This is a genomic window from Massilia hydrophila (assembly GCF_020208145.1).
Classification (GTDB): Bacteria; Pseudomonadota; Gammaproteobacteria; order Burkholderiales; family Burkholderiaceae_D; genus Telluria; species Telluria hydrophila.
In genome coordinates this window covers 394,379-407,940 of record NZ_JAHYBX010000001.1, presented here as the reverse complement: position 1 = coordinate 407,940, position 13,562 = coordinate 394,379, and the positions used below count along the sequence as shown (strand labels likewise).

Annotated in this window: 15 protein-coding genes; 4 read left to right on the top strand and 11 right to left on the bottom strand. The window is 67.1% G+C overall.

Going from position 1 to position 13,562, the window contains the following annotated elements; translation table 11 throughout:
* Positions 1–104: 104 nt before the first annotated feature.
* The 9 genes from flgJ to flgB all read right to left on the bottom strand — a co-directional run bounded on the left by flgJ (position 105) and on the right by flgB (position 7,814).
* Entirely contained in the window at positions 105–1,070 is a 966-nt protein-coding gene (gene flgJ / locus LE190_RS01770; RefSeq protein WP_225237108.1) for a flagellar assembly peptidoglycan hydrolase FlgJ, read from the bottom strand.
* Between the two features lie 21 nt (positions 1,071–1,091).
* Entirely contained in the window at positions 1,092–2,201 is a 1,110-nt protein-coding gene (locus LE190_RS01765) for a flagellar basal body P-ring protein FlgI (protein WP_225237107.1), read from the bottom strand.
* An 8-nt stretch (positions 2,202–2,209) separates the two neighbouring features.
* Complete coding sequence (locus LE190_RS01760; RefSeq protein ID WP_225237106.1) at positions 2,210–2,857, bottom strand: flagellar basal body L-ring protein FlgH; 648 nt, start codon at positions 2,855–2,857, stop codon at positions 2,210–2,212.
* A gap of 23 nt (positions 2,858–2,880) precedes the next feature.
* Positions 2,881–3,663, bottom strand: coding sequence for a flagellar basal-body rod protein FlgG (gene flgG / locus LE190_RS01755; protein ID WP_225237105.1), 783 nt, complete (start codon positions 3,661–3,663; stop codon positions 2,881–2,883).
* A 64-nt stretch (positions 3,664–3,727) separates the two neighbouring features.
* Positions 3,728–4,468, bottom strand: a complete 741-nt coding sequence (flgF, locus tag LE190_RS01750) for a flagellar basal-body rod protein FlgF (protein ID WP_225237104.1) — start codon at positions 4,466–4,468, stop codon at positions 3,728–3,730.
* 190 nt (positions 4,469–4,658) lie between these two features.
* Positions 4,659–6,194, bottom strand: a complete 1,536-nt coding sequence (locus LE190_RS01745; RefSeq protein ID WP_225237103.1) for a flagellar hook protein FlgE — start codon at positions 6,192–6,194, stop codon at positions 4,659–4,661.
* A 36-nt stretch (positions 6,195–6,230) separates the two neighbouring features.
* Positions 6,231–6,944, bottom strand: a complete 714-nt coding sequence (locus tag LE190_RS01740) for a flagellar hook assembly protein FlgD (protein WP_225237102.1) — start codon at positions 6,942–6,944, stop codon at positions 6,231–6,233.
* An 18-nt stretch (positions 6,945–6,962) separates the two neighbouring features.
* A complete protein-coding gene (flgC, locus tag LE190_RS01735; RefSeq protein ID WP_225237101.1) occupies positions 6,963–7,364 on the bottom strand; it encodes a flagellar basal body rod protein FlgC in 402 nt (133 codons plus the stop codon).
* 33 nt (positions 7,365–7,397) lie between these two features.
* The gene (gene flgB / locus LE190_RS01730) at positions 7,398–7,814 is read right to left on the bottom strand and encodes a flagellar basal body rod protein FlgB (RefSeq protein WP_225237100.1); all 417 of its coding nucleotides are present in this window, start codon (positions 7,812–7,814) and stop codon (positions 7,398–7,400) included.
* A gap of 158 nt (positions 7,815–7,972) precedes the next feature.
* On the opposite strand from flgB, the gene flgA reads away from it, so the two are divergent.
* The 3 genes from flgA to LE190_RS01715 all read left to right on the top strand — a co-directional run bounded on the left by flgA (position 7,973) and on the right by LE190_RS01715 (position 9,638).
* Positions 7,973–8,698, top strand: a complete 726-nt coding sequence (gene flgA, locus LE190_RS01725) for a flagellar basal body P-ring formation chaperone FlgA (RefSeq protein ID WP_225237099.1) — start codon at positions 7,973–7,975, stop codon at positions 8,696–8,698.
* A 133-nt stretch (positions 8,699–8,831) separates the two neighbouring features.
* Entirely contained in the window at positions 8,832–9,161 is a 330-nt protein-coding gene (flgM, locus tag LE190_RS01720) for a flagellar biosynthesis anti-sigma factor FlgM (protein ID WP_225237098.1), read from the top strand.
* A 6-nt stretch (positions 9,162–9,167) separates the two neighbouring features.
* Entirely contained in the window at positions 9,168–9,638 is a 471-nt protein-coding gene (locus LE190_RS01715; protein ID WP_225237097.1) for a flagella synthesis protein FlgN, read from the top strand.
* A gap of 77 nt (positions 9,639–9,715) precedes the next feature.
* On the opposite strand, the gene LE190_RS01710 is transcribed toward LE190_RS01715, so the two are convergent.
* Positions 9,716–10,165, bottom strand: coding sequence for a hypothetical protein (locus LE190_RS01710; RefSeq protein WP_225237096.1), 450 nt, complete (start codon positions 10,163–10,165; stop codon positions 9,716–9,718).
* A gap of 175 nt (positions 10,166–10,340) precedes the next feature.
* Between LE190_RS01710 and LE190_RS01705 the strand changes: the two genes are divergently transcribed.
* Positions 10,341–10,691: a translation initiation factor Sui1 gene (locus LE190_RS01705; RefSeq protein ID WP_225237095.1), complete on the top strand. Its 351-nt coding sequence runs from the start codon at positions 10,341–10,343 to the stop codon at positions 10,689–10,691.
* A gap of 101 nt (positions 10,692–10,792) precedes the next feature.
* On the opposite strand, the gene LE190_RS01700 is transcribed toward LE190_RS01705, so the two are convergent.
* Positions 10,793–13,360, bottom strand: a complete 2,568-nt coding sequence (locus LE190_RS01700; protein WP_225237094.1) for an EAL domain-containing protein — start codon at positions 13,358–13,360, stop codon at positions 10,793–10,795.
* Positions 13,361–13,562 lie beyond the last annotated feature (202 nt).

The following is a 13,562-nucleotide window of genomic DNA, read 5'->3' as shown; positions in this document are numbered from 1 at the left end:
TGTGTCAACTATCGCCGCGTGGGCGGGGGACCCGCCCACCCTACGGACGGCGGCATGCGCATGCGCCCGAGGAGCGGCCGCCCAACGGAAGTATTGGCTCATCTTCATGCGAGCGAATGCTTGATGATGCGGGTCAGCTTGGCCGCGTACTGCGGGTCGGTCGCATAGCCGGCGCGCTGCAGGCCATGGGCGAAGGCGCTGGCGTCGGCGCCGCTGGCCAGCACCTTGCCGTAGCGCGGATTCCTGGACAGCATGTTGGCGTAGTCCTTGAACGAGTCGGCCGGCGAATCGTAGGCGCGGAAGCGCTCCACCTTGGTATGCGGGCGGCCGTTGACGTATTCGGTGGTGACGGCGGTGGCGACCTTGCCCTTCCAGCCCGGGCCGGCCTTGATGCCGAACAGGTTGTGGCTGTTGCTGCCGTCGGCGTTGCGGATCATGCGCTTGCCCCAGCCGCTTTCGAGCGCGGCCTGGCCCAGCATGAACTTGGCCGGCACGCCGGTGGCGCGCTCGGCCTCGGCCGCGTGGACATGCAGCTTTTCCTGGAAGGCGCGCACGTGCGGGGCCTGCACCCGGCCGCTGTCGGTGGTGAGCGGCAGCGCCGGCGCGCCCGGCTGGCCGGCGCCGGTGCGCAGCATGGTGGCCGCATCCATGCCCGGGCGCATGCTGCCGTCCAGCGGCGCCAGGCCCTGGGCCGCGGCAGCCGCCTTGCCGGCCGCGGCCGGATAGCCATCGGCGCCGATCGCCAGCGCCTGCGCCCCCATCCCGTTCGCGCTCAGCTGGCGGGTCAGCACGTCGGCCAGGCCCATGCCGCGCTTGGCCATGTTCTGGCTCATCTGCTGGTCCAGCATCGAGGTAAACATCTTGGTCTGCTGGTTGTCCAGCATGCCGTCCTGCGGGGTGGCGTCGCGCATGCTCTTCATCATCATGTTGATGAACATGGCTTCGAACTGGGTGGCCGCCTCCTTCAGCGCGGCCGGAGAGCCGGCCTTGGCCGATTGCTTGAGTTCGCCAAGGCCCTTGGTGTCGAGGGCGAACTTGCTGGTCAGGTCAGTGGAAGGCGAGCCGATCATGATGTGCGGTCCGGAAGGTGCTTAGATGATCTCGAGCTCGGCGCGCAGCGCGCCGGCCGACTTGAGCGCCTGCAGGATGGCCAGCAGGTCTTGCGGCGTGGTGCCGATCGCGTTCATTGCCTTGACGACGTCGGCCAGCGAGGCGCCGCCCTTGAGCATCAGGACGCGGCCCGGATCCTTCTTGACCTCCACGCTCGGGGTCTGGGTGACGGCGGTGGCGCCCAGCGAGCCCGGGGCCGGCTGGCTGACGTTCGTGTCGCTGCCCACGGTCACGGTGAGGTTGCCGTGCGAGATGGCGCAGTCGTCCAGCATCACGGCCTGGTTCATCACCACCGAACCGGTGCGCGCGTTCATGACCACCCTGGCCGCGTCCTTGCCGCGACTCACGTCGATGTTCTCCAGCTGCCCGATGAAGGCCACCCGCTGGTCGCTCGAGGACGGAGTGCGCACGCGCACCACGCGGCCGTCGAGCGCGGTGGCGACGCCGGCGCCGAACTGGTCGTTGATGGCTTCCACCACCCGCGCGGCGGTGGAGAAATCGGTTTGCTTGAGCTCGAGGCGGATCTGGTTGTCCGCGCCCAGGGTCGAGGCGACGGCGCGCTCGACGGTGGCGCCGGCCGAGATCTTGCCCACGGACAGGTGATTCACCTGCACCTGCGCCCCGGCCACCTGGGCGCCGACGCCGCCCACCAGCACGTTGCCCTGGGCCATGGCGTACACCTGGCCGTCCGCGCCGTGCAGCGGCGTCATGAGCAAGGTGCCGCCGCGCAGGCTCTTCGCGTTGCCGATCGAGGAGACGGTGATGTCGATCGTCTGGCCCGGCTGGGCAAACGCCGGCAGCGAGGTGGTGACCATCACGGCCGCCACGTTCTTCAGCTGCAGCTGGGTGCCCGGCGGCAGGTTGATGCCCTTCTGCTGCAGCATGGCCTGGATCGACTGCACGGTGAACGGGGTCTGGCTGGTCTGGTCGCCGGTGCCGTCCAGGCCGACCACGATGCCGTAGCCGGACAACTGGTTCTCGCGCACGCCGGCGATGCTGGCCAGTTCCTTCAGGCGCTCGGCCTGGGCGGCCGGCGCCGCACCCAGCAGGGCCAGGCAGAGGATGGCGAAGGAGCTAAGCTTGGAAGGCATGGTCATCCTCAGAACGGCAGCATCGACTGGAAGAAGCGCGACAGCATGTTGCTCACCTCGGCCCGGTCGACCCGGCTGTTGGTGCGGTACTCGACGCGGGCGTCGGCGATCACGGTCGAGGACACGATGTTGCCGGTCTGGATGGTGTCCGGCGCAACCATGCCCGAGAAGCGGATGAACTCGATGCCCTTGTTCATCGCGACCTGCTTCTCGCCGGCCACGATCAGGTTGCCGTTCGGGAGCACTTCGGTGACGGTGACGCCGATGGTGCCCGAGAAATTGTTGGATGCGCTTTGGGTGTCGGCATCGGCGAACTTGCTCGCGCCTTCCAGCCCCACGCCGGCGCCCAGCTTGGCCTGCAGCGGGCCCGGCACCGAGAACTCGGCGCTGCCCGACTTGCTGCCGGTGCTGGCGCCCGACTTGCCGGCCGAGGTGCGCTCGGTGATATTCACGGTCAAGAGGTCGCCGATGTGGCGCGCGCGGCGGTCTTCGAACATGGGGCGGTAGCTGCCCGCGCTGTAGATGGCGCCGTCCAGGGCCGGCGCGGCCTGCACCAGCATCGGACGCGACGAGGTCGGGCCCTGCACGATGGTGCTTGGGGTGGTCGAGCAGGCGGCCAGGGCCGACAGCGCGAAGATGGCGAACAGGTTTTTCATGCTTGGCGGTGATCTGCGGTGGGTTACAGCTGCGACAGTTTCTGCAGCATCTGGTCGGACGTGGTGATCGCCTTGCTGTTGATCTCGTAAGCGCGCTGGGTCTGGATCATGGCGACCATTTCCTCGACCACGTTGACGTTCGACGATTCGACATAGCCCTGCATCAGCACGCCGGCGCCATTCGTGCCCGGTACGTTCAGGTTCGGATTGCCCGAGGAGCCGGTCTCGACGTACAGGTTCTCGCCGCGCGATTCCAGTCCCGACGGGTTGATGAAGGTGGCCAGCTGCAGCGAACCGACCTGGGTCGGGGCCACGGTACCCGGCATCTTGACCGAGACCGTGCCGTCGCGCCCGACCGTGATCGACTCCGCATTGGCGGGAATCGTGATGGCCGGCTCCACCGCGTAGCCGCTGGAGGTCACCAGGCGGCCGTTGGCATCGCTCTGGAAGGAGCCGTCGCGGGTATAGGCCTGGGTGCCGTCCGGCAGCAGCACCGGGAAGAAGCCGGTGCCGTTGATCATGACGTCCTTCGGGTTGCTGGTGAGCTGCGGGTTACCCTGGGTGAACATGCGCTCGGTGGCGACGGCGCGCACGCCGGTACCGATCTGCAGGCCCGATGGCAGGTTGGTCTGCTGCGAGGACTGGGCGCCGGGCTGGCGCACGTTCTGGTACAGCAGGTCCTCGAACACCGCACGCGAACGCTTGAAGCCGGTCGTGCTGACGTTGGCGAGGTTGTTGGTGATGACGTCGAGGTTCGTTTGTTGCGCTTCGAGGCCGGTCTTGGCGATGAACAGCGAACGGATCATGGAATTCTCCTGTGGGCGGCGGACGGAGGCCGCCATGTACAGGAGAATTATGCTGCAGCAACTATCAATTCAAAGCGAGGATCTGGGTGGCTTTCGCGGCGTTATTCTCGGCGTTCTTCAGCAGGCTCATTTGGGTGTCGAAGGAACGTGCCAGGCTGATCATGTCAACCATCGAGTCGATCGCGCTCACGTTGCTGCCCTCGAGCGCGCCGCCGGCCACGCGCACCGCCGGGTCGGCCGCGGCCGCGCTGCCGTCGCGCATGCGGAACATGCCGTCGTCGCCGCGCACCAGGTCGGCCTCAGGCGGGTTCACCAGCTTGATGCGGCCCAGGATCACCGGCACCGCCGGCTGGTCCACCCGCGACATGGTCGAGATGGTGCCGTCGCCGCCGATGGTGACGGTGGCGTCGGGCGGAATCGTGATCGGGCCGCCCTCGCCCGCGATCGGCACGCCGCCGGCGGTGGTGAGGATGCCGTTCGGGCTCATCTGCAGCGAGCCGTTGCGGGTATAGGCTTCGGTACCGTCCGGCATCTCGACCGCCAGCCAGCCATTGCCCTTCACGGCCACGTCCAGCTCGCGCCCGGTCACCTGCAGCGCGCCAGGCGCGAAGTTGGCGGCCGGCGTCGAATTCACCACGAAGGCGCGCGTCGGCAGGCCCTCGGCCTGCACGGGCACCGCGCGGAACACGTCGAGCTGGGCGCGAAAGCCCGTGGTGTTCACGTTGGCCAGGTTGTTCGAGGTGGTGGCCTGCTTCTCGAGGATATGCTTGGCGCCGCTGGCGGCGGTGTAAATCAGGCGGTCCATTATTTATTCCTTCTTGCCGGGTTCGTAGGGTGGGCGGGTCTCCCGCCCACGCGGTGATTGCTTGCGGCTCCGCTTTCGCGCCGGATGATCTTGCTTCTAACTATCACCGCGTGGGGTGATGCGGTCCAGCGGACCGCATCACGAGCCGCCCACCCTACGTATCAACATGCATCGGTTCCATCAACCAGGATTAACGCAGGTTCACCAGCGTCTGCAGCACCGAGTCCTGGGTCTTGATGGTCTGCGCATTCGCCTGGTACACGCGCTGCGCGGTGATCATGTTGACCAGTTCCGCGGTCAGGTCGACGTTCGAGCTTTCCACCGCCGACGATTGCAGCACGCCCATGCTGCCCGAGCCCGGCGTGCCCATCAGCGGCACGCCCGAGTTGGCCGATTCGGCCCAGGCGTTGTTGCCGAGCGACTCCAGCCCGTTCGGGTTGGTGAAGTTGGCCAGCACCACCTGACCCAGCGGACGGGTCTGGCCATTGCTGTACTGGCCCAGGATGGTGCCGTCGGCGCCGGCGCTGAAGCGCTGCAGGGTACCCGGCGAGTAGCCGTTCTGGAGCAGCTTCTTCTCGCTGGTGGCGATGCCGTACTGGGTGGTGCCGTCGAAGTCGATCTCGACCGGCATCACCAGTTCCGCGCCGGTATCCGGATAGATCGGCACGTCATAGGTCATCTTGCCGCCCTGGCTGGTGGTCAGCTTGTTCAGGTTGCCGCTGGTGTCGAAGCGCAGCGTGCCGATCACGGCGGCCGGGACGCGGATCGCCTTGGTCATGGCGGCATCGACCTGCTCCGGGGTCGAGCCGGGCACGATCGCCACGGCGTCGGCGGCGGCCTGGATCGCCAGCTGGTTCTCGGGCGTCGCCAGGCCGGCGCCGGCGGCGGCCGTCACCATGGCGCCGGCCGCGACCGCATACGCCTGCAGCGCGGCCGTCATGTCGGCCGGCACCGGCGGCACCGCGCGCGACGCGGTTTCCCAGGCGGCGCGGGCATCGTTCACGGCGGTGAAGGTGGGGCCGATGCCGGTGGCGGCCGCGGCGGCCTTCAGGGCGTTGACTTCGACGCCGTCGTTGGCGGCATACACGTTCCAGGTGCCGGCGTCGGTCTTCACGTAGTAGGTCGACAGCACGTGCGCGTTGCCGAGGGTGTCGTACACGCTGAGCGGGGTCTGGCGGTTGTAGGTGGTCGGGTCGTTGATGTCGAACGGCGTCGTGGTCGGCGGCAGGCTGCGCGAATCGAGGTTCATCTGGACCTGGATCTTGCTGGTGGCGACCGGATCGAGGTCGGCGGTCTCGATGCGCAGCGCCACCGGGGCGCCGGCGGCCAGCTGGCCGTTCGCGTTCAGGCCATAGCCGGTGAGGCGCGCGCCCTGGGCGTTCACCATGTAGCCGTTCTTGTCGAGCGAGAACTGGCCGTTGCGGGTGTACTGGATCATGCCGGCGGTCTCGGTGCGGAAGAAGCCGGGGCCGTTGATCGCCATGTCGAGCGGGTTGTTCGAGGATTCGACGTTGCCCTGCGAGAACTGCTGGGCGATCGCTGCCACCTTCACGCCGATGCCGGCGGTGACGCCGCCCGCGCCGCTGAGCGAGTTCGCATACACGTCGGCGAACTGGGTGGTGGCGCCCTTGAAGCCGACCGTGCTGGCGTTGGCGATGTTATTACCGATGACGTCGAGGGATTTGGCTGCGCCGTTCAAGCCGCTCAGGCCTTGTTGGAAAGACATGGTGTACTCCTGGATGAATGAAGTAAGCGGCTCGGCTTACAGGACTTGTTTAATATCGGCCATGGTCACGGCGCCCTTGCCCGGCAGGTTAAGCCGGATGCCGTCCTTGGCGTTGGTGGTGACGCTGGCCACGCTGTCGAAGGACAGCGCGCGCGCATCGGTCAAGGGTTCGCCGCCGCGCAGGGCCACCACGCGGTAGGTATAGCCGCCGTCCGGCAGCGCCAGCGGCTTGCCGTCGGCCCCGAGCGCGTTCGCGTCCGGCACGCCGTCCCAGGCGATCGGCACCACGCCGCGTTCCTGGGCGCCGAGGTCGATGGTGGCGACTTCCTTGCCGGTCTTGTTGCTGGTGACGACCACCTGCACCTTGTCGGCCGGACTGTCGAGCTCGACGCCGAGGATGGCCTTGCCGCCCTGCAGCTGCAGCTTGTTGCCTTCGACCAGCACGCCGTGGCCGATCAGGTTGGTCGCCTGCATCGCCTCGGACGACTGGTAGCTCGTCTTGAGCGACTCCAGCGTGGCGTTGAGCTTGTTGACGCCGGTGACGGTCGAGAGCTGGGCCAGCTGGCTGGTGACCTGGGCATTGTCGAGCGGGTTCAGCGGATCCTGGTTCTTCAGCTGGGTGACCAGGAGGGTCATGAACTTGTCGGTGTCGGCCTGGACGCTGTCGACTTCCTTCTTCTTCGGGTTCATGTTCGACATCAGTTCGTTGATGCCTGCCGGTGGCGCCGGGCTGTTCGAGACGGTGGTCATGGTGTGCTTCCTGCGGGATTACTGGCCCAGGGTGAGGGTCTTGAGCAGCATGTTCTTGGCCGCATTCATGGTTTCGACGTTGGTCTGGTAGGAACGCGAGGCCGACAGCATGTTGACCATCTCGTCCACCACGTTCACGTTCGGCATCGACACATAGCCCTTCTCGTCGGCCATCGGGTGCTTCGGGTCGTAGACCTGCTTCAGCGGCGACGGGTCCTCGACCACTTCGCGCACGCGCACCGCGGTGGCGCCGGACTGCTGCGGCACGGCCTCGAACACGACCGCCTTGGCGCGGTAGGCTTCGCCGTTGGCACTGGTGGCGCTGTCGGCGTTGGCCAGGTTGGAGGCCACGGTGTTCAGGCGCTGCGCCTGGGCGCTCATGGCCGAACCGGAGACATTGAAGATATTGAAGAGGGACATGGTCTTATTTCGCTAATTGATCCGCTGGGGCGCTTACTGGCCCTGGATGGCCGCCATCAGGCCCTTGATCTGGCTGTTGATCATGGTGATGCCCGCCTCGTAGCGCAGCGCGTTGTCGGCGAACTGATTGCGCTCGACATCCATGTCGACCGTATTGCCGTCCACGCTGCCCTGCACCACGCCGCGGTACAGCAGCGGGGTGCCGTTGGACAGCAGGTCGCCGCTGGCGCCGCCCTGGCCGATGTGGCGGGCGGCGGTGGTCGCCAGCGGGCCTGACGCGCTCTTCGGGCCGAGGGCGTTCTGCAGCGCGCTGGCGAAGTCGATGTCGCGCGCCTTGTAGTTCGGGGTGTCGGCATTGGCGATGTTCGACGCCAGCACTTCCTGGCGCTGGGCGCGCAGGGACAGGGCTTTTTCGTTGAAACTCAGGTACTGGTCGATCTTGCCGATCATGCCGCCTCCGGGTGGATGCTTGTTGGGACAGGACCGATAATACGTACAAGCAACAAAACGCAATCGAAGGAGTAAGACGCCCAAAACCCGGCTATTCCCGGTTTCGCGGCATGCCCCCCCTGCCTAGAATGGCAGCATCTCCCCGAACCCATTGCGCCATGAAGCTCATCCCCGGCCTCCTTGCCACCCTGCTCTGCCTTGCGGCCCTGCCCTCCGCCAGTGCGGTCCCGGCCCAGCCTGCCCAGCCTTCCAGCGCCCAGCGCCAGGCCCTGCCGGTGCTGCGCGCCGTGGCCGAGCAATACCTGCAGACCCAGGCCGCCGGCCTGCCGGGCCAGGTGAGCATCAAGGTCGGCCAGGTCGACCCGCGTACCAGCCTGGCGGCCTGCCCGGCGCCGGAAGCCTTCCAGCAGCCGGGCGCGCGCGCCTGGGGCAAGACCACGGTCGGGGTGCGCTGCAGCGCGCCGCAGGCCTGGACCATTTATTTGCAGGCCACGGTCAGCGTGGTGGCGGATTATGTCGTGGCGGCGGTACCGCTGGCCCAGGGCCAGCCGGTCGAGGCCGGCCAGCTGGGCCTGGTGAAGGGCGACATCGCCGCCATGCCGAACGGAATCATCACCAACATGGCCCAGGCCATCGGCCGCACGCCGACCGCTTCGCTGCCGGCCGGTACCCCGCTGCGCCTCGATACCCTGAAGGCGAAGCCGGTGGTGCAGCAGGGCCAGGCCGTGCGCCTGGTATCGAAGGGCGCCAACTTCGCGGTGTCGAGTGAGGCGAAGGCCCTGAACAATGCCGGCGAAGGCCAGGTGGCGCAGGCGCGTACCCAATCCGGCACGGTGGTGAGCGGCACGGCACGCGCCGGCGGCATCATCGAGGTGGCGATCTAGGCCTTGCAGGCTTGTACGCCAGGCGCCTGCTTATTTTCCTGAACAGCCTTTTCTGCGCTAAAGTTTGTGACATCCTTGCCGATACACGAAGCAGATACCGGAGTTTCCGCTCCGAACAGAGAAGGATGATGCCGTGAAAATCAACGATAACCTCAAGGGCCCGGCCCTGCAGCCGACCAACACCAATGGCGCGGCCAACGCGCGCGGCGCCACCACGGCCGCCGGTGGTGCGGCCACCGCGGCCACGACGGCCAATCCCGGCGCCACCGACAGCGTGCGCCTGTCCTCGGCCGGGCAGGCCATGGCCAGCGCGATTGCCGGCAACAACCAGGTTTTCGACACCAAGAAAGTCGAACGCATCAAGATGGCCATTGCCGATGGCCAGTTCCAGGTCAACTCGGAAAAGGTCGCCGACGGATTGCTCGATACCGTGCGCGACCTGCTCCACTCACGCAAGCGATAAACTTCCATGCCCTCCAGCCCCGTCACCACTCTTGCCGCAGAACAGCAACACCTCAGCGCCCTGCTGGCGCTGATGAAAGAGGAACAGCAGCTCCTGGTAGCCGCTGACGCCGACGGGCTGGCAGAACTCACTCCCCGCAAGAACACCCTGCTGCAGGCGCTCGCCGGCCTCGCGGCGCAGCGCCATGCGGCCCTCGGCGCGGCCGGCTGCGAAGCGTCGGAAGCCGGCATGGAACCCTGGCTGGCCGTGTCCGGCGGCCTGGAGGCGCGCAGCCAGTGGGACGCCCTGCTCGGCCTGGCGCGCGAGGCGAAGGAAGCCAACCGCGTCAACGGCATGCTGATCAGCAGGCAACTGGCCCACAACCAGGGCATGCTGAACGCCCTGCGCATGCCGGCCGGCGCCGAAGCCGGCGGCCTGTACGGCGCCAGCGGCCAGGCGCTCGGTGGCGGGCCGTCGAAGCGCTACGTGGTGGGCTGAACGCGCCCTCTTCTTTTGAGCAGCCGCACCGACTGCATCACCGTGGTTTGACCGCGTGGGCAAGGGACTTGCCCACCCTACTTGCCGAAGGCGCGCATGTCGGTCTTGCGCAGCAGGGCCACGTTGGCGCGCTGCTCCCTGGTGAAGCCGGCCAGCATGTCGGCGGCCTGCTTCTTGTTCATGGACGGCTCCAGCCCGACGAACATCCCGGCATGCAGCATCGCGTAGGTGGACAGCGCGAACTCGCGGGTGCTCAGGCCGTGTTTGGCGAGCACGGCCTTCGCGCGCGGCTCCTTGTCCAGCACACGGGCAAAGGCTTCGGCCGACAGGTTGTTGTTGCGCTCATCCTCATTCCCGTCCTCGTCGTCCTTCTTCTCGAGTTTCCTGATGTCGGGAGCGGCGGCCTTCAGCTTGGCCAGCAGGGCCGGGGTCAGCAGGAAATGCTCTTCGGGCTCGGCAGCCTGCGCCTGGGTGGCGCACAGCAGCAGGGCGACGAAGGCGGCGGCGAACAGCTTGCTCGGTTTCATGGTCTTACCTTTGCATGTTTTTGACAGGCGTGGAGTATAGGGCGAGGCTCAGCCGCGCAAGACCCCCACTGGTGGTGGATTCGTCCGACGGCGCCGTGCGCATGCCTCTTGCCCGGGAGCCGGGCGGGCACGTAAACTACCGTGCCCAGCCCAGCAATCTTCCAGCCAGGATCAAATGAACAATTCCTCCAACAGCCGTCTCGTGTACTCGACCGAAGGCGGACGCATGTGTCCCGAATGCCGGCAGCAGCTCAGCGCCTGCGCATGCAAGGCCAAGGCCGCGCCACCTGGCGACGGCGTGGTGCGGGTGTCGCGCCAGACCAAGGGGCGGGGCGGCAAGTGCGTCACGGTAGTGAAAGGGCTGGCGCTCGATGCGGTTGCGCTGGCGGTGCTCGGCAAGCAGCTGCGCACGGCCTGCGGGTCGGGCGGGACGGTGAAGGATGGGGTAATCGAGGTACAGGGGGACCATTGCGAGATGGTCATGAACACGCTCGAGGGCCTGGGGCACCGGCCGAAGCGGGCGTAGGGTGGGCGGATTTTCCGCCCACGCGTTCAGATCACAGTACCGCAGCCCGTGCGGCTGATGACATCGTCACTATCACCGCGTGGGCGGCGAGGCCGCCCACCCTACGAAACACGCAGCATCGCCTCGATGCGCTGCGGCTCCACCGGCCGGCTGAAGCAGTAGCCCTGCATCTGGTCGCAGCCGCGCGCCTGCAGGAAGGCCAGCTGCTCATTGGTTTCCACGCCTTCGGCGATCACGTTCAGCTTCATCGAGTGCGCCAGCGCGATCACGGCATTGACAATGGCGGCGTCATCGGCGTCCTGGGTCAGGTCCATCACGAAGGAGCGGTCGATCTTGAGGCTGTGGATCGGGAAGCGCTTCAGGCTGGCCAGGCTCGAGTAACCGGTGCCGAAATCGTCGATCGCGAGCTGCACCCCCATCGCGGCCAGCTGGCCCATGGTCTCGGTGGCCGCGGCCGGGTTTTCCATCAGCACGCTCTCGGTGATCTCGAGCGTCAGGTAGCCCGGATCGCAGCCGGTTTCCTCCAGCAGGGCCGCCACGCGCTGGGCCACGTCCTGGCCCAGGAACTGGCGCGCCGACAGGTTCACGCTGATGCGTACCGGACCGATGCCGGCGCGCACCCAGGCCACCTGCTGGCGCATGGCGGTGGCCAGCACCCAGTCGCCGATCGGCACGATCAGGCCGGTTTCCTCGGCGAGCGGAATGAACTCCGCCGGCGAAACCATCGGATGCCCGGCCGGCTGCCAGCGCAACAGGGCCTCGACCCCGGTCACGCGGCCGCTGCCGATGTCTACCACCGGCTGGTAGTGCAGCAGGAATTCGTCGCGCTGCAGGGCGCGCTGGAGCGCGCCTTCCAGGCGCAGGTGCTGGGTGGCCTGCTCGCCCATTTCGGCGGTATAGAAGGCGTACTGGTTGCCGCCCTTGGCCTTGGAGCCGTACATGGCGCTGTCGGCGCACTTGAGCAGGGTGGCGCCATCCAGGCCGTCGCCCGGGTACATGGCGATGCCGATGCTCCCCGACGGGAACACTTCCTGGCCGCACAGGGCGAGCGGCTGGAACAGGTTGTCGAGCAGCTTGCGCGCCACCTTGCCGGCGTCTTCCTGGCCGCCCAGGTCGGGCAGTACCACCACGAATTCGTCGCCACCCTGGCGCGCCACGGTGTCGCTTTCGCGCAGGCTGCCCGACAGGCGGCGCGCGATCTCGACGATCAGGGCGTCGCCGGCGTCGTGGCCCAGGCTGTCGTTGACATGCTTGAAGCGGTCCAGGTCGATGAACATCACCGCCACCTGGCGCCCGGCGCGGTGGGCCTGCATGATGGCCTGGCTCAGGCGGTCCTGCATCAGGAGCCGGTTCGGCAGGCCGGTCAGGGCGTCGTGGTTGGCCATGCGCAGCAGCGCTTCCTCGGCCTGCTTCTGGCGCTGGATGTCGCGCACCACGCAGATGAAGCGCTGGTTGCCGCTGGCGTCGCGCATGCTCGAGACGTTGACGCTGACCCAGACCTGGCTGCCGTCGCGCCGCAGCAGGCGCTTCTCGCGCTGGTAGTCGGCGACCTCGCCGCCACGCAGGCGCGCGATCATGGCCTGCTCCTCGGCCAGCTCGTCCTGGCCCATGAACTGCTGGTAGAAGCGCTGCAGCAGTTCGATCTCGGAATAGCCGAGGATCTGCGACATCTTGCTGTTGGTGCGCAGCACGCGCCCGTCGCCGCCCAGCAGCACGATGCCGACCGCGGCCTGGTTGAAGGTGAGCCGGAAGAATTCCTCGCTCTCCTGCAGGCGCAGCCTGGCCTTGCGGCGGAAGGTCATGTCCTGGCCGATCAGCAGCAGCATCGGGGCGCCGTCCTTGTAGGCGCGGCGGATGTTGAAGTCCGCGTAGCGCACCCCGTCGGCGCGGCCGTCGAGCGTGACCAGCACGTTGTCGTGCGGCGCACCGGAGGCGAGCGCTTCAGCGGCGCGCACGGCCAGCTCCGGACTCGGGATCAGTTCTTCCAGCGCAAGCCGCTGCTCGAGCAGCAGGTCGTCCGGCACGTCGAGCAGGTCGGCCATCGTCCGGTTCATCGAGTGGGCGCGCAGTTCGGCGTCGATCACCATCAGGCCGGCCGGCATGCCATCGATGACCTGCTCCAGGTAGTTCTGGTTCTGCCGCAGGCTGCGCTGGCCGGCGTGCGCGTAGGTGTCGAGCGCCAGGCCCATGTCGAAGCAGACGATCTTGAGCACCGCGTCGACCGCCGTATGGAAGCGTTCCGGCTGTTCCTGCAAGCGGCGCCACAACAGACCGACCAGCTCGGACAGGTACTTGCGGTAGGCGCCGATGTACCACTTCGGGTCGAGCCCGATGCGCTCGTGCGTCGCGCCCACACGCAGGCGCTCGCGGATGTAGTCCTCGTCGTAGTCGCCGGCGGTCAGGCTGTCGAAATAGGACGCCTGCACCCGGCGCAGGCGCGCCTCGACGCCGTCGCCCAGCATGGCCCGCAACTGGGGGAAGGACATCAGGTGCGCATAGAAGCGCTCCGAGAACAGGTCGCGGTGCGTGGCCAGCAGCCCATGCACGTCGCGCAGCGCCTCGACGTCGTCCTCGCCCAGCTCGAGGAAGGCCTTGCGCGCGGCGACTTCGTCATGGTCAAGACCGATCTCGCGGGCCAGCTCGTCCACGTATTCCTGGAGGCCGTTCATGACTGGCCTCCTGAACGCCAAGAGGAGGATCGGTGCTGGGTGTACATGGGAAAGCCTGCGCTGGCGGAAGGGGAAGATTTATGCCGAGATATTGTTATTGCATAATAGCAATGATCGTAGCAGGAATCGAGTAAACATTGGTTACACCCTTTATTTGTTGTTTATCAGCCATAGTATGCATGGGTAGTTTGTTGCCATGAAT